At 70.8% G+C, this 21832-nt stretch carries 17 protein-coding genes; all 17 read right to left on the reverse strand.

Annotation, left to right across the window (positions count from 1 at the left end; translation table 11 throughout):
* Nucleotides 1–93: 93 nt before the first annotated feature.
* Nucleotides 94–3321, reverse strand: a complete 3228-nt coding sequence (locus tag CSC71_RS11960; protein ID WP_162374611.1) for a TonB-dependent receptor — start codon at nucleotides 3319–3321, stop codon at nucleotides 94–96.
* A 678-nt stretch (nucleotides 3322–3999) separates the two neighbouring features.
* On the reverse strand, nucleotides 4000–4851 hold the full coding sequence (locus tag CSC71_RS11965) for a glycosyltransferase family 2 protein (RefSeq protein ID WP_162374612.1): 852 nt from the start codon (nucleotides 4849–4851) through the stop codon (nucleotides 4000–4002).
* Nucleotides 4835–5677 carry a glycosyltransferase family 2 protein gene (locus CSC71_RS11970; protein WP_246192198.1) on the reverse strand — a complete coding sequence of 281 codons (843 nt, stop codon included), beginning with the start codon at nucleotides 5675–5677 and terminating at the stop codon, nucleotides 4835–4837. Before CSC71_RS11970 ends, CSC71_RS11965 begins: the two co-directional genes overlap by 17 nt.
* A gap of 65 nt (nucleotides 5678–5742) precedes the next feature.
* Complete coding sequence (gene rrtA, locus CSC71_RS11975) at nucleotides 5743–6246, reverse strand: rhombosortase (protein WP_162374613.1); 504 nt, start codon at nucleotides 6244–6246, stop codon at nucleotides 5743–5745.
* A gap of 50 nt (nucleotides 6247–6296) precedes the next feature.
* The gene (gene rhlP, locus CSC71_RS11980) at nucleotides 6297–7202 is read right to left on the reverse strand and encodes a rhombotarget lipoprotein (RefSeq protein WP_162374614.1); all 906 of its coding nucleotides are present in this window, start codon (nucleotides 7200–7202) and stop codon (nucleotides 6297–6299) included.
* Nucleotides 7203–7318: 116 nt separating this feature from the next.
* Nucleotides 7319–9508 carry a type II secretion system secretin GspD gene (gene gspD / locus CSC71_RS11985; RefSeq protein WP_162374615.1) on the reverse strand — a complete coding sequence of 730 codons (2190 nt, stop codon included), beginning with the start codon at nucleotides 9506–9508 and terminating at the stop codon, nucleotides 7319–7321.
* 22 nt (nucleotides 9509–9530) lie between these two features.
* Nucleotides 9531–10277 carry a general secretion pathway protein GspN gene (locus CSC71_RS11990; protein ID WP_162374616.1) on the reverse strand — a complete coding sequence of 249 codons (747 nt, stop codon included), beginning with the start codon at nucleotides 10275–10277 and terminating at the stop codon, nucleotides 9531–9533.
* Nucleotides 10267–10905, reverse strand: coding sequence for a type II secretion system protein GspM (gene gspM, locus CSC71_RS11995; RefSeq protein ID WP_162374617.1), 639 nt, complete (start codon nucleotides 10903–10905; stop codon nucleotides 10267–10269). Before gspM ends, CSC71_RS11990 begins: the two co-directional genes overlap by 11 nt.
* On the reverse strand, nucleotides 10889–12055 hold the full coding sequence (locus CSC71_RS12000; protein ID WP_162374618.1) for a PilN domain-containing protein: 1167 nt from the start codon (nucleotides 12053–12055) through the stop codon (nucleotides 10889–10891). The genes gspM and CSC71_RS12000 overlap by 17 nt, the downstream gene beginning before the upstream one ends.
* Complete coding sequence (locus tag CSC71_RS12005; protein WP_162374619.1) at nucleotides 12052–12894, reverse strand: type II secretion system minor pseudopilin; 843 nt, start codon at nucleotides 12892–12894, stop codon at nucleotides 12052–12054. The genes CSC71_RS12000 and CSC71_RS12005 overlap by 4 nt, the downstream gene beginning before the upstream one ends.
* The gene (locus CSC71_RS12010; RefSeq protein ID WP_162374620.1) at nucleotides 12891–13532 is read right to left on the reverse strand and encodes a prepilin-type N-terminal cleavage/methylation domain-containing protein; all 642 of its coding nucleotides are present in this window, start codon (nucleotides 13530–13532) and stop codon (nucleotides 12891–12893) included. The genes CSC71_RS12005 and CSC71_RS12010 overlap by 4 nt, the downstream gene beginning before the upstream one ends.
* Nucleotides 13529–13948 (reverse strand): type II secretion system protein XpsI, encoded by a 420-nt coding sequence (gene xpsI, locus CSC71_RS12015; RefSeq protein WP_246192200.1) that lies wholly within the window; start codon nucleotides 13946–13948, stop codon nucleotides 13529–13531. The genes CSC71_RS12010 and xpsI overlap by 4 nt, the downstream gene beginning before the upstream one ends.
* Entirely contained in the window at nucleotides 13945–14442 is a 498-nt protein-coding gene (gene xpsH / locus CSC71_RS12020; RefSeq protein WP_162374621.1) for a type II secretion system protein XpsH, read from the reverse strand. The genes xpsI and xpsH overlap by 4 nt, the downstream gene beginning before the upstream one ends.
* Nucleotides 14442–14876, reverse strand: a complete 435-nt coding sequence (gene gspG, locus CSC71_RS12025) for a type II secretion system major pseudopilin GspG (RefSeq protein WP_246192202.1) — start codon at nucleotides 14874–14876, stop codon at nucleotides 14442–14444. Before gspG ends, xpsH begins: the two co-directional genes overlap by 1 nt.
* A 44-nt stretch (nucleotides 14877–14920) precedes the next feature.
* A complete protein-coding gene (gene xpsF, locus CSC71_RS12030; RefSeq protein WP_162374623.1) occupies nucleotides 14921–16135 on the reverse strand; it encodes a type II secretion system protein XpsF in 1215 nt (404 codons plus the stop codon).
* A 4-nt stretch (nucleotides 16136–16139) separates the two neighbouring features.
* On the reverse strand, nucleotides 16140–17867 hold the full coding sequence (gspE, locus tag CSC71_RS12035) for a type II secretion system ATPase GspE (protein ID WP_162374624.1): 1728 nt from the start codon (nucleotides 17865–17867) through the stop codon (nucleotides 16140–16142).
* A gap of 47 nt (nucleotides 17868–17914) precedes the next feature.
* On the reverse strand, nucleotides 17915–21820 hold the full coding sequence (gene purL / locus CSC71_RS12040; protein WP_162374625.1) for a phosphoribosylformylglycinamidine synthase: 3906 nt from the start codon (nucleotides 21818–21820) through the stop codon (nucleotides 17915–17917).
* Between the last annotated feature and the right edge of the window lie 12 nt (nucleotides 21821–21832).

The raw sequence follows: 21832 nt of genomic DNA on the forward strand, positions 1-21832 counted from the left end.
GTGGCCCTGGCGACGGCATGGAGCGAAAAAAGGGACCGCTGCCGAAGCAACGGTCCCTGTACGCCATTACAGCAACTGCATGTGCATGCAACGTCAGAACTTGTAGCGGAAGCCCAGCATGTAGCGCGGCGACTGGTCGACCAACCGAACCATCTGGTTTTCCGAACGGGCGTGCCAACGGGTGTCTTCACCGGTCAGGTTGATCGCCTCCAGCGACACCGTGAAGTGGTCGGTGAAGTCGTACGACACGTTGGCATCGATCTGGTGGTACGCCTCGACGAAGTACGGGTTGCGGTTGTTGCCGTTCTGGTTGGCCGCAAACAGGTACTCGTCGCGCCAGTTGTAGGCCAGGCGGGCCGACCAGCCGTACTTTTCGTACATCAGCACGGCGTTGGCGGTATCGCTCAGCCCGACAAGGGCGAACACGTTGGCGCTCGGGTCGGAAGCGCGGTCGATGCCCACGTCGCCCCTGACGATGGTGTAGTTCGCCAGCACGCCGAAACCGGAGTCGCCGAAGAAGTACTGGCCACCGATTTCCCAACCGTGCAGGTTGGCCGAACGCTGGTTGACCGGGCGATTGACGTCGAATTCGTACAACGGATCGTCGGACTCGCCGAGGATGTCGAACTGGGACTCCATCGCCAGCTGCTGGGTACCGGTGCCGTCATAGGCGGCCAGGCCGCCGGTGCTCGGGTTGCGCAGCATCGCCAGCGCGGTGAACAGCGTGGTGTAGTCGGCCGTGCAGGTACCGCCGGTCGAGGCGACCTGGGCGGCGCACTGATCGCTGTTCAGGAACGCAAGCGCCGTCTGCGCATCCGGACCGGAGGTCGGATCGGTCAGGCCGTACAGGTTTTCCCGGACCACCGAGTTGCCGACGAAGTTGTCGACCTTCTTGCGCCAGTAGGTCACGCCGATGAAGCTGGACGGGGCGAAATACCACTCCGCGCCCAGGTCGATGTTGTTCGACTCGAGCGGCAGCAACGACGGGGTCTGCGCGTTGCCGGTGGCCCGGTACTGGTCGCCGAACAGCACCGAACCACTGGGACCGCCGGCGGTCGGGCCGGCATACAGGTTGCCGTACGGGGCGCGGGCGATGGTCTTGCTCCACGAGGCACGGGCCTTGATGTCTTCGGTCAGGTCGACGCTGAAGTCCACGTTCGGCAGCACGTAGTTGTAACTGGCCTTTTCGCTGAACGGCATCTTTTCCGCGGACAGATTGATGCCGAAGTCGTTGTTCGACATCCAGCGGATCGCGTTCGGCACCTGGATGACCGAAGTCGATTCCAGGTCGGTCTTCTCGTAGCGCACGCCAGCCGAGACATGGGCCGGCATGCTGCCCAGGTCGAAGTCCTGGTCCCATTTCACATAGGCCGCCTGGGTCTTTTCGCGGATCAGGTTGTCGCTGTCGTACAGCGTGCGCACCCTGGCGCTGATCGGCGCATCGGGGTCGGTGCAGCGCGCCGCCCAGACCGCCGGCGCGGTGCCGGCGGCGCAATGGCCTTGCGCCCACTGCGCCAGTTCACTGGCGTTGCCCCACCACGCATTGGGCGAAGCGCCGTCGGTGTTGAAGTCGTTGAACAGTCCGGCGATATCGATCTGGCCCAGCAGCGCGGTCATGTCCGCGACCTGGCCGGCATCATCCACGCCCCAGTTGCCGAGTGTCATCAGGTGGCCATGGCCGTCCACGTTCAGGCGATGCATCGACACGTCGGACGAATCCACGCCAAAGCTGAAGCGGCCGGCGTCGAAATCCAGCTTGCCGTCGATGCGGCCCTGCTTGACTTCGCTGTCCTGGCGGGTCGACCAGATGCGCATGATCTGCGAACCCAGCTGCTCCGCGGGGAACTCCGGGTTCGTCGTGCCGTTGGTGTTGGCTTCGGCGTCCGCGGTGGTCGGGAACAGCGTCGGGCTCATGATCGGCAGGCCGCCGTTGAACCAGTACTCCTGCGCGAAGTTGTTGGCGGCGCGGTTCGGCGCAACGCCGGCCAGGCTGAACGCGGTCGAGCTGCCGCCGGTGAGCGGATCGTTCGGACGGCTGCTCACCTTGGTCTTGTGCGCATCCAGGGCCAGCGAGAAACGGTCGGTCACGTTCCAGACCGCGTTGAAGCCCAGCGAGCCCAGCTTGTACTTCTGTTCGTTGTGCTGCTGCTCGAAGCCGAAGTCCTTGCCGCCGCCGGCGATGTCGCGGATGTAGATCGGGGTGGCGACTTCGGTGTCGCCATCGAAGGTCACGTGGTCGAGGCTGTTCTGCAGCCACATGGTCTGCTCGCCGCGATCCTGCCTGATCTCGTTGGTCGAATAGGTGTAGTCCAGGGTGAAGGTGAAGGCGTCGCTCGGGGCGAACTGCAACACCGCCTGGCTGTTGATGCGGGTGCGCTGGAAATCCTGGAACGCGTAGCGCAGGTCGTTCGGCATCGAATACAGCTGGCCGATCTGCGGCGCGTTCTCGACCACGCCACCCGCGTACCCCGTTGCGGCGTTCGCCGGGCGCAGGTTCGGCAAGGTGCCGTTCCAGCGGGAGACGTTCCAGCCGTTCTCGGTGGCCTGCACCGAACCGCCGTGGCGCTTCTGGTAGCTGGCGCTGAAGCCGACGCCCCAGACCTTGTCCGGATCGGTGTAGCTGAAGATGCCGGACATTTCCGGGGTGATTTCGCTGCCGAGCACCTGCGACTGGTCGGACACCGCCTTCACGCCCACGGTGGCGAATGCGCCGGTGTGGTTGAACGGACGATCGGTCTGGATGTCGATGGTGGCGCCGATGCCGCCGCTGGGCACGTCGGCCTGGCCGGTCTTGTGCACGATGACGCCGCTGATCGCCTCGGAGGCGAGCTGGGCGAAGTTGAAGGCGCGGGTGCCCGAACCGGTTTCGCCCAGTTCGATGCCGCCGCTGCCGAAGCCGTCGGCGCCGGGGATCTGGCGGCCGTTCAGGGTGACCATGTTCTTGTCGGGGCCGAAGCCGCGCGCAGTGACCTGCGCACCTTCGCCGTCGCGGCGCTCGATCGAGATGCCGGTGATGCGCTGCATCGATTCGGCGAGGTTGGTATCGGGGAACTTGCCGATGTCCTCGGAGCTGATCGCGTCGACGATACCCGCGGTGTCGCGCTTGATGTTCATCGACTGGTCAAGGCTGCTGCGCATGCCGGTGACGACGATCGTGTCGAGCGTCGTCGCGTCCTGTTGCGACGACGGCTGGGTCTGCTCGGCCGCCGGCGGGGCCTGCTGCGCCTGCGCATCCTGGGCGTAGGCGGGATTGATGACGACCACGCCACCGACGATGGTGAACATGGCCTTCGACTTGAAGCGCTTCAACTTGCGACTCATGAACGTGTCCTCAGCAGTGGGGTTGGATTGCCAACGGCATGCCATCGCCGGTACGCGGCACGGCGGGTGCCGCCGTTCGGCCGCTGGAGGCCGCCACTACCTCCATTCGTGCGGAACACCGACGCCTGCAACGTCTCATCTGTTTGCCCTCCCCTCTCTGCGCTTCGATTGATGGATTCATCGCCCCAGCCCGGGGCCCCTGCAGGCCGCGGGGCCTGCTCCGTACTTCACGGGGCGCGTCGCCGCGCCCTTCCATCCGTACCGTGCCCATCCGGGCCCGACCCGGCAAACCCGGCAAAAAAGCCGGGAAAACCACGCGACAGCGCTGTCAAAGATTTCGCGGAACCGGCAAGGCCACCCATGTCGCAGCACCCCCTGTGCCGGATCCGGGCCCGCGCCGCGGTACGGCGGCGGCCGGGTCGGCAACGAGTTTTGATAGCGCTAACATCCAGTGCGGCGGCAGCGTAATCACGCCCGCCGGGCCTTGTCACCGTGCAGCGCAACAAGAACGCCGCGCACGCACGCTCGGTGACGCGCTACAGCAATTGCCGTGCCATACGCGGAATTTGCGGATATCCCCCGTGGAAATCGTTTCCACCGAACGCCGGCAAGGCCCCCGCCGCCGTCGGTGCCCTCCGCCGCCGCCCATCGCAAAAAAATTGTCCGCCGCGTGCCGTCCTAGCGTTTCAGCGCGGCGCGCAACGCCGCGAACGGGAAGCGCAGCCAGATCACGGCAGCGACGCCGGCGATCGCCGGCAAGCCGTGCTTCGCCGCGTCGAACTTGCGGAAATAGCGCCACAGCCCGCGATGCTTGTGCCACTCGACGAACAACGGCTTCGAGCGCGAGGAAACGCCGCGCACGTGCAGCACGCGGATGTCGTTGGCGACCGCGACCGTCGCCCCGGCCGCGCGCGCGCGCCGGCACAGGTCCAGGTCTTCGGCGTGCAGGCGATAGCCTTCGTCGAAACCGCCGAGCCGCTCGAACAGCGCCCGTGGCAACAGCATCAGCGCGCCGGAAACCGCATCGACCCGCTGCAACGCCCGTCCTTCGTCGATCGCGACGCCCAGCCGGGCCGCGCGCGCCGACTTCAGCATCGTCGCGAGCATGCCGACGAAATCCGGGTCGCGCCGGCGCGCGGCCTCGTCGCGCACGCCGCGCTCGTCGACCAGGTCGACGCCGAGCAAGGCCGCGTCGAAGCCCGCCGCGTGCGCGCGCAGGCGCGAGAGCGTGTCCACCTCGACCATCAGGTCGGGATTGACGAAAGCCAGCCACGGCGCGCGCGACGCGGCCACGCCCTGGTTGCAGGCAAACGCGAAGCCGGGATTGTCGGGATTGCCGACGAAGCGCAGGCGCGGGTCGGACGCGGCGTGGCGCTGCACGATGTCGAGCGTGCCGTCCCGCGAATCGTTGTCGACCACGCGGATCTCGGCCACGCCGCGCGCGGCGCGCAGGCGCAGCAGGCATTCGTCGATGCTCGCCGCGCTCTCGTGCGAGACGACGACGACGGCGATGTCAGAGGAAGAGTTCACGCTGCGGCTCCGGCGGACCGATGTCGACGTACAGCGAGGCCAGGCGCTCGCGCTGCTCGCGCAGCGGATCGCGCATCAGGAACTCCGCCAGGCGCGCGTTCCATGCCGGCCAGCGCGCGTTGATCGCATCCATGTCGCCCTCGCCCGGCCCGCCCTCGCCGCCGCGGGCGACGAAGGCGGTTTCGCACAAGGCGTTGCGCCAGCCGAGCCCGGCCAGGCGCAGCGACAGGTCGATCAGCGCCGCGTACCACGACGCGTAGCTGCTGGCGTCGAGCCCGCCGGCCTTCGCGCGCGCGCTGCCGCGCGGGGCGACGGCAGGGCCGACCGCCGCGGGCAGCTCGGGATACATCAGCGGAAGCGCGGCGCAGGCGCGCGCGGCGCGTTCGAAGTCGTGCGGCAGCGGGGCGATTTCGCCCAGCCGCGGCCACGCCGCGGACTCGCCGGCGTTGCACCATGGCGTGGCGGTGGCGATCGACGCGTCGCGCGACAGGCACGCGGCCAGCTCGCGCAGCCAGCCGGGCAGCGGTTGCGCGTCCGGCGCCAGCACCACCACGTCGAGGCCGGCGCAGGCGGCGAGCATCTCGTCGACGTGCGCGACCTCGCCGACCGGCTGCGGCCGGCGCGTGTAGTCGGCGCGCAGCCGCGTGCGCCCCAGCCAGCGTTCGACGATGGCGATGCCGCGCGGCCCGGCCTGCGCATTGTCGGCCAGCCACACCCGCGTGCCGGCGGGCGTGCCGGCATCGAGCGCGCCCAGGCAGGCGTCGAGCGCATCGTCGTCGACGCCGACCGGCAGCAGGACGACGGGCAGCGGGTCGGCGGGGCTCACTGGGACGGCGGCGGGCGGAATGGGGAAACCGGGGTCAGGGTACTAACTAAACAGGATGGAGGGAATCAATCCCGAGGCTGCTGCGGATCGGCTCGCTTCCGCCGGTTGCGCTTGCCTGGGCCGATCATGGCGAACAGCAGGCCGGCCAACGCGCCGAATCGATGCGCCTCGATCGCGACGGGGATCCCGCCGCCCGTACGCGGGCGCCACCAGGCCTCCCACGCCAGCTTCGCGACGAGCAGCAGCAAGCCGGCGATCGCGATCGCGCCGCCGCGTCGGCGCAGCAGCCATGCGGCCCAGCCATGCAGCAGCCCGGAGAGTCCGGCGTACCACTGCAGCCAGGGCGCGAAGAGGAACAGGCAGGCGCCGATGGCCGGCATCATCGCCAACGACGCCAGCAGCAACCCGCGCAGCATGCCCATCCGGACCGCGACGACGACGAGCAGCGCGCATGCGGCCAGATTCACCAACGCATGCCGCGCGTCGGTATGCGCCAGGTGGCCGGTCCACAGTCGCCAAGCCTGGCCGGCGCGCAGGTCGGCGCGATCCAGCACCCACAGGTCGAACAATGCCGGCCAGCGCGCGCTGGCCAGCGTGGCCGCGGAGACCGCGAACGCCGTCAGCGCCGCCGCAGCGACAGCGCGGCCGCGAGCAGCAGAATGCCCAGTTCCCACGGAAACACGCTTCCCTGTCCGCCCGAACGCTTGCTCCAATCCCTGCCCGATTTCCGGTCCACCAGCCGCACCTGTCCCTCTTCCTTCACCTTGCGGTTGAAGTCGGCGATCGAGGTGTCGAGATTGGCGATCATGTTTTCGACGGCGGCTTGGAACCCTGCCCGCGCCAACTGGCGCTGCACGTCGCCGACCCGTATCGCGGTGGATCCGGCGTCGCGCTGGTCCTGCCCCGGCGCCCGCAGCAGCAGCGTGCGGCTGGCGACGTCGAACACCGACGTCTCGACGAAGGTGCTGACCTGGTTCTTCGTCGCCGGGATCGTGTATGCGCCGACGATGGTCCAGTACAGGAACGATGCGGCCGACTCTTCGGTGCGCAGCACCTGGTCGTAGGACACCAGCGCCACGATGTCGACGCCATGCAGGCGCGCGACCTGCTCCAGGTTCTGGAAGCCGCCGCCGGGCCGCAGGTAGGTTTCGGGAACGATCTCGATGCGGTCGATGAAGTCGTGGGCGATGAAGGCCTTGCGGACCTGTTCCAGCAGGGCCTGCTTGTCCGCGGCGCTCAGGCCGAGCGGGTCGGTGCGCGATGGCACGAACATCAGGCCGACCCGCGCGGGCAGCCTGACCTCGGGCACGCCCTCGGTCGCCGGCTCGAACCGGGTGTCCCCGGGATAGAGGTAATCGACGACGCTGCTGGAATAGCCGGTGCGTCCGCCGTAACCGGAGAAGAAGGAGGCGCAGCCGGCCAGGGCAAGCAGCCCCGCGGCGGCCGCGAGCGTGCGGATGGCCCGTCCGCACCGTTGCCAGGCGCCCGCGCGGCCACGCGCGGCGTGCGTCCGCGATTCGTCCATGCGTTCCCTCCCCCACCGCTTCCTGGCCGGACATCCGGCGAGGCGACTATAGCCGATGGCGGCAGGAAGGCGCGGCCCAGGTCCGTGCGGGAACGGGCGACGCCGCCCGGCCCGGCTCACTCTTCCTTCGGCGCGTGCAGCGGCTCCATCGCGCGGAACTTGCGGCTGTATTCGTCGGTGAGGTCGCGCGCTTCCTGCAGGTTGCGCACGATGGTCGGGGTGATCAGGATGATGGTTTCGCGGCGCCCGCTCTCATGGCGCTTGCTGCCGAACAGGCCGCCGATGATCGGGATCCGGCTCAGTCCGGGGATGCCGCTGGAGCCGTCGCGCGAGGTGTCGTCGATCAGCCCGGCCAGCATGATGGTGTCGCCGTCCGGCGCCGCCGCCTCGGTCTTCAGCCGGCGCGTGCTGATGCGGAAGTTGCCGTTGGCGTCGGCGTTGCCGACCGGCTGGCTGATCTCCTGCACGATGTCGAGGAACACCGTGCCGTCGCGGCCGACGCGCGGGCGCACCTTCAGGATCGTGCCGGTCTCCAGGTACTGCACCTGGGTGTAGCTGTTCTCGCCGAGGATCGGGTTGACCGACACCGACGACACCGGGATGCGGTCGCCGACGTTGAACACCGCCTCGCCGTTGTTGCGCACGAACACCGACGGCCGCTGCAGCAGGCGCACGTTGGTGACCTGGTCGAGGGCGTGGATGATCGCGGCGGCGTCGTTCTTGAACAGGGTCCAGGCCATGCCCGGCACCGAGCCGGAGCCCACCACGCCCGAGAAGGTGCTCCACTTGGACGGGATGCCGGGACCGCTCACGTCCGGCAGCCCGTTCTCCTGCGCCGCGTTCTCGATGAACCACTGCACGCCGTAGTTGAGCTCGCCGGTCAGCTCGACCTGGGCGATCTGCGCCTCGATGTGCACCTGCAGCGGCATCACGTCGAGCTTGTCGATGACCTCGCGGATCGACTGCCACGCGCTCGGCGTGGCGCGCACCAGCAGCGCGTTGGTTTCCTCGACCGCGGCCACGCCGACCTTGGCGCCCTCCACCTCCAGGGTCACGCTGCCGTTGCCGCTGCTGCGCTGGTTCAGCGACAGCGTGCCCTCGCCGAGTCCGCCGGAAGACGACGCGGCGTCGCCGCCGTTGCCGCCGAACTGCACGCTGCTGTCGCGGCCGTCGACACCGCTGTCCCGCATCTGCACCGGATCGGTGCCCGGCATCAGCGACACCGGCGTGTCGCCGCCGGCGCTGCCGCGGCTGCCGCCGCCGAACACTTCGGCCAGGCGGTCGGCCAGGTCGCGCGCCTTGATGTACTTCAGTTCGTACGAGAACAGCCGCGCGTCGCCGCCGGCGCTGTCGATGCGGTCCAGCCAGTCGCGGATGTCGTCCAGGTACGCGGCCTGCGGGGTGATCACCAGCACCGCGTTGGCGCCTTCCAGCGGCAGGAAGCGGAACATGCCGGCGCTGGGCGTCTTGCTGTTCTCGCCGAACACCTTCTCCAGGTCGGCGACCACCTTGGCCGCACGCCCGGATTGCAACGGGAACACGCCGACCGACATGCCGGCCAGCCAGTCCACGTCGAAGATCTCGACCGTGCGCAGGTAGTTCTCCAGCTCGCCGCGGGTACCGGCCAGGGTGATCAGGTTGCGCGCGCTGTCGATCGAAACGATCGCGTTGGGCCGCGCGTACGGTTCCAGCACCTTCTTCATCTCGCTGGCGGAGATGAAGCGCAGCGGCACCACCCGCACCTCGTAGCCGCGCGCGTTGCCGGCCGTGCCGCTGCGCACCGGCACGCCGCCGGCCAGCGCGCGGTCGGCGGGCACGATGTTGTAGCGCCCGTCGGCATAGACCATGCGCGCGTTGTTCTCGGCCAGCGCCTGGTCGAGCAGGGCCAGTGCCTGCGCCGGCGACACCGGCCTTGGCGTGGCCAGGGTCACCGTGCCCTGCACGCCCGGCGCGATGGTGTAGTTCTGCCCCAGGTGGTCGCCGAGGATCGCCTTGACCACGGCCGGCAGCGGCGTGCCTTCGAAATTGAGCGTGACGCTGCCGTTGCTGGCGCCGGCCAGCGACGGCGGCGGCGCGGCGGCGGCGGAACGGTTGATGACCTGGCCGGTGCCGCGCTGGATGCGCGCCTGCGGGCCGGAGACGGGCTCTTCCGGCGATGCCAGCGGCGCGGTCTGCGCCCCGGCTTCGGCACCGACCGGGCCGGCAGCGTCGCGGTGCACTTCGGGAACGGGCGCGCTGGCGCAGCCCGCCAGCAGGCCGGCCAGCACGGCGGCGAACAGGTATCCGGGAATCTGGCGCGGCTTCATGCCGGCACTCCACAAGGTTTCATCAGGGATTCCTCCGCGCGGCCTGTTCCTGCTGCTGTTGCTCGCGCAGTTGGCGGCGGCGGGCTTCGATGCGCTGGCGGATCGCCTGCATCTGCTGTTCGGAATTCATCAGCGGCGCCTCCGCGGCCGGCGGCTTCGGCGCCGTCTGCGAAGGCGCGCCTGCCGTGGGCGCGGCGTTGGCGGGTGGCGTCGCGGCATCGGATGCCGCCGGCACGGGCGTCACCGCGTCCGCCGGTGCGGGCGCCTCGCCGCCGGCGAACACGCGCAGTTCCAGCGTGCGCCGCCCTTCCGGCCCTTCCAGCACCGCGCTGCGCGGCGCCAGTTCGGTCAAGCGCCAGCCCGGCAACGCCTCGTTGGCTTCGCCGAGCTTCATTCGCACCGGTTCGCCACCCTGCGCCGGCTGCAGGATCGCCATGCGCAGCGTGGGCGTGATCAGCACGCTGCTGAGTTCGAAATCGGAAGCCGGCGCCGCGTCGGCGCCGCCCGCGCCTTCGATGAAGAACGGCTTCGGCCGGCGATCCTCGTCGAACAGCGGGTGCTCGCCGACGGCCGCGTATTGCGGCAACGGGCCGAGGCGCTCGGCGGCCGGCGCACGCCACTGCGGCAGTTCGGCGGCCAGCGACGGATCGTCGGGCAGCGGGCCGATGCCGCCGCCGAGCCCGGACAGCGCCAGCACCCAGGCCAGCACCGCCCAGGTGGCGACGGCGCCCAGCATCCAGGTGCGCGGCCCGATTGCGTCAGCGCGCATCGCTGCCTCCCGCCGCCGCCGCGGCGCCCGCCGGTGGCGCGATCGCCGGGCGCAGGTAGCCGTACAGGTCGAAGCTGATGTCGAGGCCGCCGCTGCCGGCGCCCTGGCCAAGGCTGAAATAGCGTTGCGCCAGCACGTTGAAATTGCCGACGAACAGCCGCGGCGAGCCGCTCTCCAGCGCGTGCAGCACCGCCGCCAGTTCCGGCGTGCCGCAACGCAGGCGCACCTGCACGACCACGCGCTGGAAGCGCTGGCTGTCGGCCGCCGCCGCCAGCGGCGAACGGTTGGTGATCGCGCAGCTGCGGTTGCCGGGGCTGGCCTGGGCGACGACCGCCTCGAGCCGCTGCACCAGCCCGGCGGTGGCCAGCTCGGCGCTGGCCTCGGGCAGGAAGCCGGGGCTGCGCTCCGCTTCGCGGCTGGCCGCGGCGAGCCGGCGCTCGATTTCCGGCGCCTGCGCCAGCTGGGTGCGCACGCGCAATTCGCGTTCGCGCGACTGGGCGATGTCGTGGTCGGCCTGCAGCAGCGGCACGGTCCACCATGGATGCACCAGCAGCAGGTAGGCCAGCGCCAGCGCCGCCAGCAGCAGGGCCAGCGCCAGCCAGCGGTCGCGGTCAGCGACGGCCGGCATCGGTAGCCCCCGGAGGCGTGGCGCCGGCGAGTTCGGCGGTCAGGCTGAAACGGTCGCGGCGGCTGCGCGGATCGCGTTGCAGCGCGCCGGTCAGTGCCGGCGTGCGCCACAGCTTCGAGCCTTCCAGGCGCGCGACCAGCGCCGAGGCTTCGTTGCTCAGGCCGATCAGCAGCAGGCGGTCGTCTTCGATCGACAGCTTCTCGAGGTAGGTGCCCTCGGGCAGGCGCCGGCTCAGTTCGTCCATTACCTCGAGCGCGGTCGGCCGCGCCGCGCGGGTGCGGTCGAGGAAGGCCGCGCCTTCGACCAGGTCGGCCAGGCGCTGGCGTTGCGCGGCGACGCGGCGCGCGTCGGCCGCCTTCGCTTCCACGCCGGCGGCGAAGCGCTCGGCCGCGGCGCGGCGGTTCTGCAGCACCTGCCAGGCCGCGGCGACCAGCGCCAGCGCCGCGACCGCGGCCAGCAGCAGGTTCCAGCCCTGCAGCGGATCGCGGCGGCGGCCGCGCGACTCGGTCGGCAGCAGGTTCACGCCCAGCGGCTTGCCGGCGGCATCGGCGACGTCGACGCCGGCCAGGTCGTTGCCCGCATCGCCGAGCGTGGCGAGGATCCCGTCGAGTTCGCGGCGCGGCGCGACGACCAGTTCGGCATCGAGCTGGCCGTCGGCGCGGCGTTGCAGGATGCGCGCGTCGTAGCGCACTGCATCGGCGGCGAACGGCGTCTGCCGGTCGATCTCGAAGCCGACCACGTCGCGCAGGCGGTCCGCCGCCGCGGCCGGCAGCGACAGGTGCCGGCGCAGCACGGCGCCGGCGGGCAGCACCAGCCAGCGCTGCAACCGCGCCAGCCGCGGATTCAGCAACGCATCGAGGTCGGCAGCCTGCAGCGGCAGCGGCACCTGCGCCAGGTCGTGGATTTCCGCATCGTTCTGCCGCCGCAGGCGCAGGACCTGCCCCGCGTCGGTTTCGCACGACAGCAGCAGGCGGTCCGGCGCCAGGCCGAACAGCAGCCGCCAGCGCGCCGGCAGCCACGCGGCCAGGCCGCGCTTCCACCAGGCGAAGAACCCGCCCGCGCCGCTACCGTAGCGGCGGACATAGCGCTGCAGGCGCGACGCGGCGGGGTCGGCGCCTAGGGGCACGGAGCTGTCGGACTTCGTCGTCATCGGGGTGCCAAGCTTTCGTCCCAGCGCAATGCGGTGTAGGTCGAGCCCGGGATCGGGCCGCCGCCTGCGCGCACCACCGACCGCAACACCGCCACGCGGTCCCCGGGCAGCCGCGCGCGGCTTTCCACACTATACGTGCCGCTGCCCGGGCCGACGAGCCCGTCGACCGCGGCGCCGGGCTGGCGCCTGGCCAGCCAGGCGTTCGGATCCAGTCCCATCGCGGCCAGCACCGGGCCGGGCGCGAAGGCCGGGTCCGGCACGCCGCGACCGGCGTGAATGGTCAGGTAGGGCTGCAGCGCGGCGAAGATTTCCGGGGTCATGCCGAGCACCTGCTCGACCTCGGCCACGGTTTCGAACGGCATGTCCTTGGCCCCGTACGGCAGGCCGGCCGCGGCGTAATCCGGATCCTCGCCGCCTCCGCCCGGTTGCGCCAGCGGGTCGGCGTCGCGCCAGTCGGCGATCGCCGCGGCGATGCGCCCGGCGCGCTCGGGCTCGACGCCGCGCACGCGCAGCAGCGAAGCGAGCAGCGTCGGGGTGGCCTGGTTCAGGTCGATCTTGCCGGATTCGTCGACGATGCGGACTTCGATCTCGCTGTCGGCGAAGTGCCAGCGATACGGCCGGCCGTCCGGGCGCCAGTGCGTGGCCGGCTGCGGATCGGCGACCCGCACCAGCGCGTACTCGAGCCCGGCGCGGGCCAGTTCCTGCGCGCGCGCGCCATCGCCCAGCACGCGCCCCTGCAACGCTTCGACCCGCGCGGTCAGCGCGAACGCGCCGACCAGCGCGGTCAGCATCGCGACCAGCCACAGCACCAGCAGCAGGGCGGCGCCGCGCTGCTTCATTGCAATGTCTCGTCCGCGCCGGCCTGGCCACCGTCGCCCTGCGCGAGGCCGACCACCAGCCGCGGCCACGATGCGCCGTCGGCCGACGCGATTTCGACCTCGACCTGCGCCGGCAGCGACTCCGCCGTTTCCCAACGTTCGCGCCATTCGCCCAGCCCGCCCTTGCCGTCGATGCCCCGGTAGCGGAAACGCACCGTGCGCAGACCTTCGGCCAACGGCTCGGGGCCGCGCGCCGGGTTCTCGCGGATGGTGTGGCCGGCCAGCACCATCGCGAACTGCACCGTCAGTGCGCCGTCGCCGTCGAACGCCAGTTCGTGCAGATACGGGCCGCCGCGGCCGAGGTAGTCCGGCAGATCGGCGACGAAGCGCATGCGCCGCGCATCGCCGACGAAGCGCAGGCCGCGCTGCGTGCCGGCCTCGGTTTCGAAGGCGATCGGCTGCGCCGAGGCGATGCGCTTGCGCAGGAAACCCTCGACCGCGCGCATGCGTTCGTTGCGCTGCGCGATGGCCTCGCCGCGGCCGGTCATCTGCGTGGCCGAACGCAGCGTGGCGAAGGCCAGCGCCAGCCCGGCCGCCAGCAGCACCGTGGCCAGCAGCACTTCGATCAGGGTGAAACCGCGGGCGCGCGCCCTGGTCATTGCGCCTCCTGCGTCGCGGGCGCCGCCAGCCGCAGCGTGCGCCAATGCAGCGGTCGTCCGCGGCCATCGGCGCGGTGCACGCTCAGGTCGAGCTGCAGCAGCCGCGGCGCGGCGAGGTCGACCGGCGCATCGGCGCGGCGCGCCGGATCGACGTAGGGTTCGACCTGCAATTCCCACCGCAGCGCGCCGCCGTCGAATTCGCCCTCGCGCCGGCCCGGCTGCAGGATTTCTCCGACGCCGACCTGCGCCAGCAAGGACTGCGCGTGCAACGTCGCGCGGCTGGCGTCGTCGGCCGCGCGGACCTGCCGGCTGCTGTTCGACAGCGCGCCCACCAGGATCGTCAGCGCGCCGGCCAGCAAGGCGAAGGCGACGATCACCTCGATCAGGGTGAAGCCGGACTGGCGGCGGCGGATCACGGCGTCGCCTCCGCACGCGACAGCTTCACTTCGCCGGTCAGCCAGGCCACGTCGATGCGCCAGGCGGCATCGCCGGCCTGCAGCTGCACGCGGCCGCCGGTGGACGCGCCGTCGGGGAAGAACAGGATGCCGCCCTCGCCTTCGCGCGCCTGCGCCTGGCGGGCGCCGGTGAAACGGATGCCGAGCGACGCGGGGATTTCGCCGTGCCTGCCGTTCGGCGCGCGCCAGCCGTGCGCGGCCGGGTCCAGCGCGAAGCTCTGCGGCAGGCCGCTGGCGATCGCCTGCGCGCGGGTGTAGCGCAGCTGCCCGGCGATCTCCTTCGCCGCGGTGCGCAGGCGCATGCCGTCGAGGCCGCCCGAGACCGCCATCGCCGCCAGCAGGGTGGCGATGGCGACCAGCGAGAGGACCAGCAGCATTTCCAGCAAGGTGAAGCCGCGCGCTTTCCCCTTCTCCCGGCGAGAGAGGGGTTTAAGCGCGGGCGTCTTCACGCGCATCACTCGTACTTGATGTCCGCGTTGTAGCTGGTGCCGCCGGGCTGGCCGTCGGCGCCAAGGCTGATCAGGTCGAAGGCGCCGTTCTCGCCGGGCGTGCGGTATTCGAGCTCGCGGCCCCACGGATCCTTCAGTTCCGCCGCCTTCGCGTACGGGCCGAGCCAGCCGCTGACGCCGCTGGGCTGCGTGACCAGGTCGCCGAGCGACGCCGGCAGCGCGTTGGTGTCGAGCTGGTAGCTCTCGATCTTGCCGGCCAGCGTCTGCACCTGCGCCTGTGCCAGCTTGAACTTGCCCTTGTCCGCGCCGCCGAGCACGCGGTTGCCGACCAGCGTGAGCACCAGCCCGATCAGCACCAGGACGATGATGATCTCGAGCAGGGTCATGCCCCTCTGGAGCGCGGGCGCAGGCGAACGTGCGATGTGGCGTGGCAATGGCATCTTGGCAGTCCTTTCTTGCATCGGTTGATGGGAATTCTCGCCGGTCAGTTGATCGCGCCGGTCAGGTCGTACAACGGAACCAGCACCGAGACGATGACGATCCCGACCAGCACCGACAGCACCAGGGTGATCACCGGCACCAGCGCGGCGAGCATGCGGTCCAGCGCCAGCGCGGTTTCCTGCTCGAAGGTGTCGGCGGTCTTCAGCAGCATCGCGTCGAGCGCGCCGGATTCCTCGCCGACCTGGATCATCTGCAGCGCCAGGCGCGGGAAGCGCTTGCCCTTGCCCAGCGCCGACGACAGGCCGTGGCCGTTCCTGACGTCCTCCGCAGCGTTTTCGACATCGGCGACCAGGGCCTGGTTCCCCAGCACGTTGCGCGAGATGCCCAGCCCGGTCAGCAGCGGCACGCCGTTCTTCAGCAGCGTGCCCAGCGTGCGCGCCAGCCGCGCGGTTTCCAGCCGCGCCAGCAGCGGGCCGACGAGCTTCTGCCGCAGCAGCCATTCGTCCAGGCGCGCGCGGAACGCCGGCTCGCGGCGCCTGCGCTCGAACCACGCCAGCGCCAGCGCGACGATGCCGAGCAGCAGCCACCACCAGCCGCGCACGAACAGGCCGATCGCGAGCACGCCGCGGGTGAACCACGGCAACGCCACGTCGAGGCTTTCGTACATCTGCGCGAACTGCGGCACCACGGTGCCGAGCAGGAAGCCGAGGGCGAAGCCGACCACCAGCAGCAGGATCGCCGGATAGATCAGCGCGTTGACCACGCGGCCCTTCAGCGCGCGGCTGCGCTCCAGGTAGTCGGCCAGCCGCTGCAGGGTTTCGTGCAGGCTGCCGCCGGCCTCGCCGGCACGGACCATGTTCACGTAGAGGCGGCTGAAGGTGCCGTGCTGGCGTTCCAGCGCCGCCGACAGCGGCGCGCCGCCGCGCACCGCGTCGCGGATGTCGGCGATGACGTGCTTCGACTTCTCGTCCTCCGGCAACTCGAGCAGGATGGAGAGCGCGCGGTCCAGCGGCTGCCCGGCGCCGAGCAGGGTCGCCAGCTGCTGGGTGAACTGCACCAGCCGCGCGCCGGCGAAGGGCTTGGGCTTGAACAACGCCTGCAGCGGCGCGGCGCCGCCTTCGGAAGCCAGCCTCGCCTCGACCGGCAGGTGCCCCTGTTCCTGCAGGCGCGCGACGACCTCGCCGTCGTTGGCGGCCTCCATCTGCCCGTCGAGCATCTCGCCGCGGGCGTTCAGGGCTTTGTAGCGGTAGAGGGGCATCGCGTCAGCCTTCCTCGGTAACGCGCAGCACTTCCTCGATCGTGGTTTCGCCGCGCAGCGCCTTGGCGATGCCGTCCTCGTACATCGTGCGCATGCCGGCGGCGCGGGCGAGCTGCTCGATCTCGCCGATGCCGGCGTGGCGCATCACCGCGCGGCGCAACTCGTCGTTCATCACCAGGAATTCCATGATCGTGGTGCGGCCGAGGTAGCCGGTCGGCGCCAGCGCCGAGGGCCGCGGCCGGTACAGGAAGATGTCGCCGTGCGGCTGGAAGCGGCGCAGGCCGAACTTCTCGATTTCCTCCGGCAGCGCAGGGTACTTCTCCGCGTGCGTCGGTTCCAGCCGGCGGACCAGGCGCTGGGCGAGGATGCCGTTGACCGTCGAGGTCAGCAGGTAGTCCTCCACGCCCATGTCGAGCAGGCGGGTGATGCCGCCCGCGGCGTTGTTGGTGTGCAGCGTCGAGAGCACGAGGTGGCCGGTCAGCGCCGACTGGATCGCGATGCGCGCGGTCTCGAGGTCGCGCATTTCGCCGATCATGATGATGTCCGGGTCCTGGCGCACGATGCTGCGCAGCGCGCTGGCGAAGTCCAGGCCGATCTGCGGCTTGACGTGGATCTGGTTGATGCCCTCGATCTGGTATTCGACCGGGTCCTCGACGGTGATGATCTTGACGTCGCTGGTGTTGAGCTTGCTCAGCGCGGTGTACAGCGTGGTGGTCTTGCCCGAACCGGTGGGCCCGGTGACCAGCAGGATGCCGTGCGGCAGTTCCAGCACCTTCTGGAACTGCGGCAGGAACTCGTCGGTGAAGCCGAGCCGGTGGAAGTCGAACACCACCGTCTCGCGGTCGAGCAGGCGCATCACCACGCTCTCGCCGTGCGCGGTCGGCACGGTGCTCACGCGCAGGTCCAGTTCCTTGCCCTGCACGCGCAGCTGGATGCGGCCGTCCTGCGGCAGGCGGCGCTCGGCGATGTTGAGCCTGGCCATGATCTTGATGCGCGAGATCACCGCCGCGGTCAGGTTGGCCGGCGGGCTTTCGCCGTCGATCAGCACGCCGTCGACGCGGTAGCGCACCTTCAGCCGGTTCTCGAACGGCTCGATGTGGATGTCCGACGCGCGCAATTCGACCGCGCGCTGGATCAGCAGGTTGACCAGGCGGATCACCGGCGCTTCGGAAGCGAGGTCGCGCAGGTGCTCGACGTCGTCGAGGTCGCCGCCGGCCTCGCCTTCGGCGTGCTCGACGATCGCGCCCATCGCGCTGCGGCCCTGGCCGTGCCAGCGCTCGATCAGGTCGTCGATCTCGGAACGCAGCCCGACCCACGGCCGCACCTTGCTGCCGGTGGCCAGCTGCACCGCGTCGAGCGCGTAGCCGTTCCACGGCTCGGCCATCCACAGGTCCAGCACGCCGTCGCTCTCCCCGATCGCGCACAGGTGGAACTGCTTGAGGAAGCGCAGCGGCAGCGACGACGACGACGGCAGCTCGGGCGGCAGCTCGGGCAACTGCTTGAGGCCGAGCAGTTGCAGGCCGAGCACCTCGGCGCAGGCCTCGGCGTGGTCGCGCTCGGACACCAGGCCGAGGCGGGAAAGCAAGTCGAGCACGTCGCCGCCGGCCTCGTCCTGCAGCTTGCGCGCGCGCGCCAGGTCGGCTTCCTTCAGCCGGCCCTTGTCCAGCAGGGCCGCGACGATGCGCTCGTCGGCACCCGTCGCGGCCGGGGTTTCGTTGGCGATCACGTTCACGTTGCCTCCCTGTGCCCGCCGCCCACTCTAGCAGTTTGCCGCCGCGCTCAGCCGACCCAGGCCCGCGCGTTGCGGAACATCCGCAACCACGGCGAGTCGTCGCCCCATTCCGCGGGGCGCCAGCTGAAATTGGCGCTGCGCGGGGTGCGCTCCGGGTGCGGCATCAGGATCGTCGCGCGGCCGTCGTCGGACGTCAGGCCGGTGATGCCGTCCGGCGAGCCGTTCGGGTTCAGCGGATAGCGCGTGGCCACGCTGCCGTCGCCATCGATGAAACGCAGCGCGACGCGCGCGGCGGCCAGATCGGCCTCGCCGGCGAACTCGGCACGACCCTCGCCGTGCGCGACCGCGACCGGGATCCGCGAACCGGCCATGCCCCGCAGCAGCACCGACGGCGACTCCAGCACCTCCAGCAGCGAGGTGCGCGCCTCGAACTGTTCGCTGCGGTTGCGCAGGAACTGCGGCCAGTGCGCCGCGCCGGGGATGATGTCCTTGAGCTGGCTCATCATCTGGCAGCCGTTGCAGACGCCGAGCGAGAAGGTGTCGGGACGGGCGAAGAACGCGGCGAACTGCGCGCGCAGCGCGGCGCGCTCGAGGATCGAGGTCGCCCAGCCGCGGCCCGCGCCGAGCACGTCGCCGTAGCTGAAGCCGCCGCACGCGGCCAGGCCGGCGAAGCCGTCGAGCGTGGCGCGCCCCGCGACCAGGTCGCTCATGTGCACGTCGTAGGCGTCGAAGCCGGCGCGGGTGAAGCCCCAAGCCATCTCGTAGTGGCTGTTGACGCCCTGCTCGCGCAGGATCGCGACCTTCGGCCGCGCACCCTGGTTGATGTACGGCGCGGCGATGTCGTCGGCCGGGTCGAACGCGAGCTTCGGCCGGATGCCCGGCGCGGCGAAGTTGCGCGCGCTGTCGCGTTCGGCATCGGCGCTTTCCGGGTTGTCGCGCAACTTCTGCATCGCGTGGGTGACCGACCACCAGGCGTCGAACAGTTCCTCCCAGCGCCACTGCGCCACGGCCGTGCCGTCGTGGGCGACGCGCACCGTCGCCGCGGTGGTCGGCCTGGCGATGCGCTGCGCGCATTCGGTCAGCGCATGGCGCTCGACCAGGTCGGCGAACGCGGCGCGGTCCTCGGCGGCGACCTGCACCACCGCGCCGAGTTCCTCGGCGAACAGGGTGCGGAACGGATCGTCGCCCCAGCCGTCGAGGTTGATCTCGAGGCCGAGGTGCGAGGCGAACGCCATCTCGCACAGCGTGGCGAAGGCGCCGCCGTCGCCGCGGTCGTGGTAGGCCAGCAGCAGGCCGGCCGCGCGCGCGTCGCGGATCAGCTCGAAGAAGTCGCGCAGGCGCTGCGGGTCGTCGAGGTCCGGCACGTCGCCGGCGAACGCCGGCAGCGCGTTGCCGCCCGCGCCCGGGAACACCTGCGCGAGCACCGAGCCGCCGAGGCGCTTCTTGCCGCCGCCCAGGCCGATCAGCCACAGCTCGCTGTCTTCCTCGCGCGCCAGCAGCGGCGTCAGCTGCTGGCGCACGTCCTCGACCGGGGCGAAGGCGCTGACGATCAGCGAGACGGGCGACACCGACTTCTGCGCGGCGCCGTTCGAATTCCACTGCGCCTGCATCGACAGCGAGTCCTTGCCGACCGGGATGCCGAGGTCGAGCTCGGGGCACAGTTCCATGCCGACCGCGCGCACCGCGTCGAACAGCAGCGCGTCCTCGCCGGGATGGCCGGCGGCGGCCATCCAGTTCGCCGACAGCTTGATCCGCTTGAGGTCGTCGACCGGCGCCGCGCACAGGTTGGTGATCGCCTCGCCGACCGCCATGCGCGCGGCGGCGGCGGCGTCGAGCAGCGCCAGCGGCGTGCGCTCGCCGACCGCCATCGCTTCGCCGGCGAAGGCGTCGTAGCCGGACAGGGTGATCGCGCAGTCGGCCACCGGCACCTGCCACGGGCCGACCAGCTGGTCGCGCGCGGTCAGGCCGCCGACGCTGCGGTCGCCGATGGTGATCAGGAACTGTTTCGCGGCGACCGTCGGGTGCGCGAGCACGCGCAAGCCCGCCTCGTGCAGGTCGATCTTCGCGGGGTCGAGCGCCGGCCACTGCGGCGCGGCCGGGTGCGCGGTGTCGCGGTGCATCTTCGGCGGCTTGCCGAACAGCACGTCCATCGGCAGGTCGATCGACGCATCGGCCGGAATCGCGCCGGCCTTCGCGCCGTAGCCGACGACCAGCCGCTCTTCCTCCGTCGCCACGCCGACCGCGGCGAACGGGCAGCGCTCGCGTTCGCAGATCGCGGCGAATTCGGCCAGCCGGTCCTGCGGCACGCCGAGCACGTAGCGCTCCTGCGATTCGTTGCACCACAGCTGCATCGGCGACAGCGACGGGTCGTCGCTGGGCACCTGGTCGAGGTCGATCACGCCGCCGACGCCGGAGTCGTGCAGCAGCTCGGGGATCGCGTTCGACAGGCCGCCGGCGCCGACGTCGTGCACGCAGGCGATCGGGTTGCCCGCGCCCAGCGAAACGCAGCGGTCGATCACTTCCTGGCAGCGCCGCTCCATTTCCGGGTTGTCGCGCTGCACGCTGGCGAAATCGAGGTCCTCGGCGCTGTCGCCGGACGCGACCGAGCTGGCCGCGCCGCCGCCGAGGCCGATCAGCATCGCCGGGCCGCCGAGCACGATCACCGCGTCGCCGGGGCGCAGTTTCTTCTTCTCGACCTGTACCCGGTCGATCGCGCCGAGGCCGCCGGCGAGCATGATCGGCTTGTCGTAGGCGCGGACGAGGCCGTCGCCTTCCTTCAGCTCGAAGCTGCGGAAGTAGCCGAGCAGGTTCGGCCGGCCGAATTCGTTGTTGAACGCGGCGCCGCCGAGCGGGCCGTCGAGCATGATCTCCAGCGCCGGCGCCATGCGCGGATTGAGCGGGCGCTCCCCGTTCCAGCCGAAGTTTTCCCACGGCTGCGGCAGCGTCGGGATGCGCAGGTGCGAGACGGTGAAACCGGTCAGGCCGGCCTTGGGCTTGCCGCCGCGGCCGGTCGCGCCTTCGTCGCGGATCTCGCCGCCGGCACCGGTCGAGGCGCCGGGGAACGGCGCGATCGCGGTCGGGTGGTTGTGGGTCTCGACCTTGATCGCGAACGCCGAATCGGCCACCGCTTCGCTGCGGTACCTGCCCGAATCGTCGGGCCGGAAGCGCGAAGCCGGGAAGCCCTCGACCACCGCGGCGTTGTCGCTGTACGCGCTGAGCGTGTGCTCGGGCGCGTGCGCGTGGGTGTTCTTGATCATGCGGAACAGCGAACGTTCCTGTTCCTTGCCGTCGATGGTCCACGACGCGTTGAAGATCTTGTGCCGGCAGTGCTCGGAATTGGCCTGCGCGAACATCATCAGCTCGACGTCGGACGGATCGCGCGCGAGCTCCGAATAGCGATCGCGCAGGTATTCGACCTCGTCGTCGGCAAGGGCCAGGCCAAGGCGCGCGTTCGCGGTTTCCAGTTCGCCCAGCGCGACGCGTTCCAGTCCGCCGCGCGGCAGCGCGGTGAACAGCGCCGCGGCCTCGCCGCGCGAGGACAGCAGCGACTGGGTCATCGGGTCGTGCAGCGCCCTGGCCAGCGCGCGGCCCTTGTCGGACGCGTCGTCCTCCCAGCCGGACAGATCGATGCGGGTGCCGCGTTCGACGCGATGGATCTCCAGGCCGGCGCCGCGCAGCAGTTCGGTGGCCTTGCTCGCCCACGGCGACAGGGTGCCGAGGCGCGGCACGATGTAGCGCGAGGACGCGCCGGCTTCGAGCGGGGCCTCGGCGTCCTTGGCCTGCAGGATGCGGCGCAGCACGGCGAGGTCGACGTCGGCGCCGGCTTCGGGGTCGACGAAGAACACCTGCCAGGCCGCGCGGATGCGCAGCGAGGGGACGATGGACTGGAGCTTGGCTTCGAGCCGGGCGAGGCGGAACTGCGACAAGGCCGCTGGGCCTTCGAGGACGATCATGTCCGGAACCGT

The organism is Pseudoxanthomonas sangjuensis (assembly GCF_010211755.1).
Classification (GTDB): Bacteria; Pseudomonadota; Gammaproteobacteria; order Xanthomonadales; family Xanthomonadaceae; genus Pseudoxanthomonas_A; species Pseudoxanthomonas_A sangjuensis.

What these genes read in the sequence shown, in the direction of transcription:
- xpsF (WP_162374623.1), bottom strand. Translation starts at nt 16,135, where the DNA reads ATGCCCCTCTACCGCTACAAAGCCCTGAACGCCCGCGGCGAGATGCTC.
- CSC71_RS12000 (WP_162374618.1), bottom strand. Translation starts at nt 12,055, where the DNA reads ATGACGACGAAGTCCGACAGCTCCGTGCCCCTAGGCGCCGACCCCGCC.
- CSC71_RS11990 (WP_162374616.1), bottom strand. Translation starts at nt 10,277, where the DNA reads ATGCGCGCTGACGCAATCGGGCCGCGCACCTGGATGCTGGGCGCCGTC.
- purL (WP_162374625.1), bottom strand. Translation starts at nt 21,820, where the DNA reads ATGATCGTCCTCGAAGGCCCAGCGGCCTTGTCGCAGTTCCGCCTCGCC.
- gspD (WP_162374615.1), bottom strand. Translation starts at nt 9,508, where the DNA reads ATGAAGCCGCGCCAGATTCCCGGATACCTGTTCGCCGCCGTGCTGGCC.
- CSC71_RS12010 (WP_162374620.1), bottom strand. Translation starts at nt 13,532, where the DNA reads ATGACCAGGGCGCGCGCCCGCGGTTTCACCCTGATCGAAGTGCTGCTG.
- CSC71_RS12005 (WP_162374619.1), bottom strand. Translation starts at nt 12,894, where the DNA reads ATGAAGCAGCGCGGCGCCGCCCTGCTGCTGGTGCTGTGGCTGGTCGCG.
- gspM (WP_162374617.1), bottom strand. Translation starts at nt 10,905, where the DNA reads ATGCCGGCCGTCGCTGACCGCGACCGCTGGCTGGCGCTGGCCCTGCTG.
- rhlP (WP_162374614.1), bottom strand. Translation starts at nt 7,202, where the DNA reads ATGGACGAATCGCGGACGCACGCCGCGCGTGGCCGCGCGGGCGCCTGG.
- gspG (WP_246192202.1), bottom strand. Translation starts at nt 14,876, where the DNA reads ATGCCATTGCCACGCCACATCGCACGTTCGCCTGCGCCCGCGCTCCAG.
- CSC71_RS11960 (WP_162374611.1), bottom strand. Translation starts at nt 3,321, where the DNA reads ATGAGTCGCAAGTTGAAGCGCTTCAAGTCGAAGGCCATGTTCACCATC.
- xpsH (WP_162374621.1), bottom strand. Translation starts at nt 14,442, where the DNA reads ATGCGCGTGAAGACGCCCGCGCTTAAACCCCTCTCTCGCCGGGAGAAG.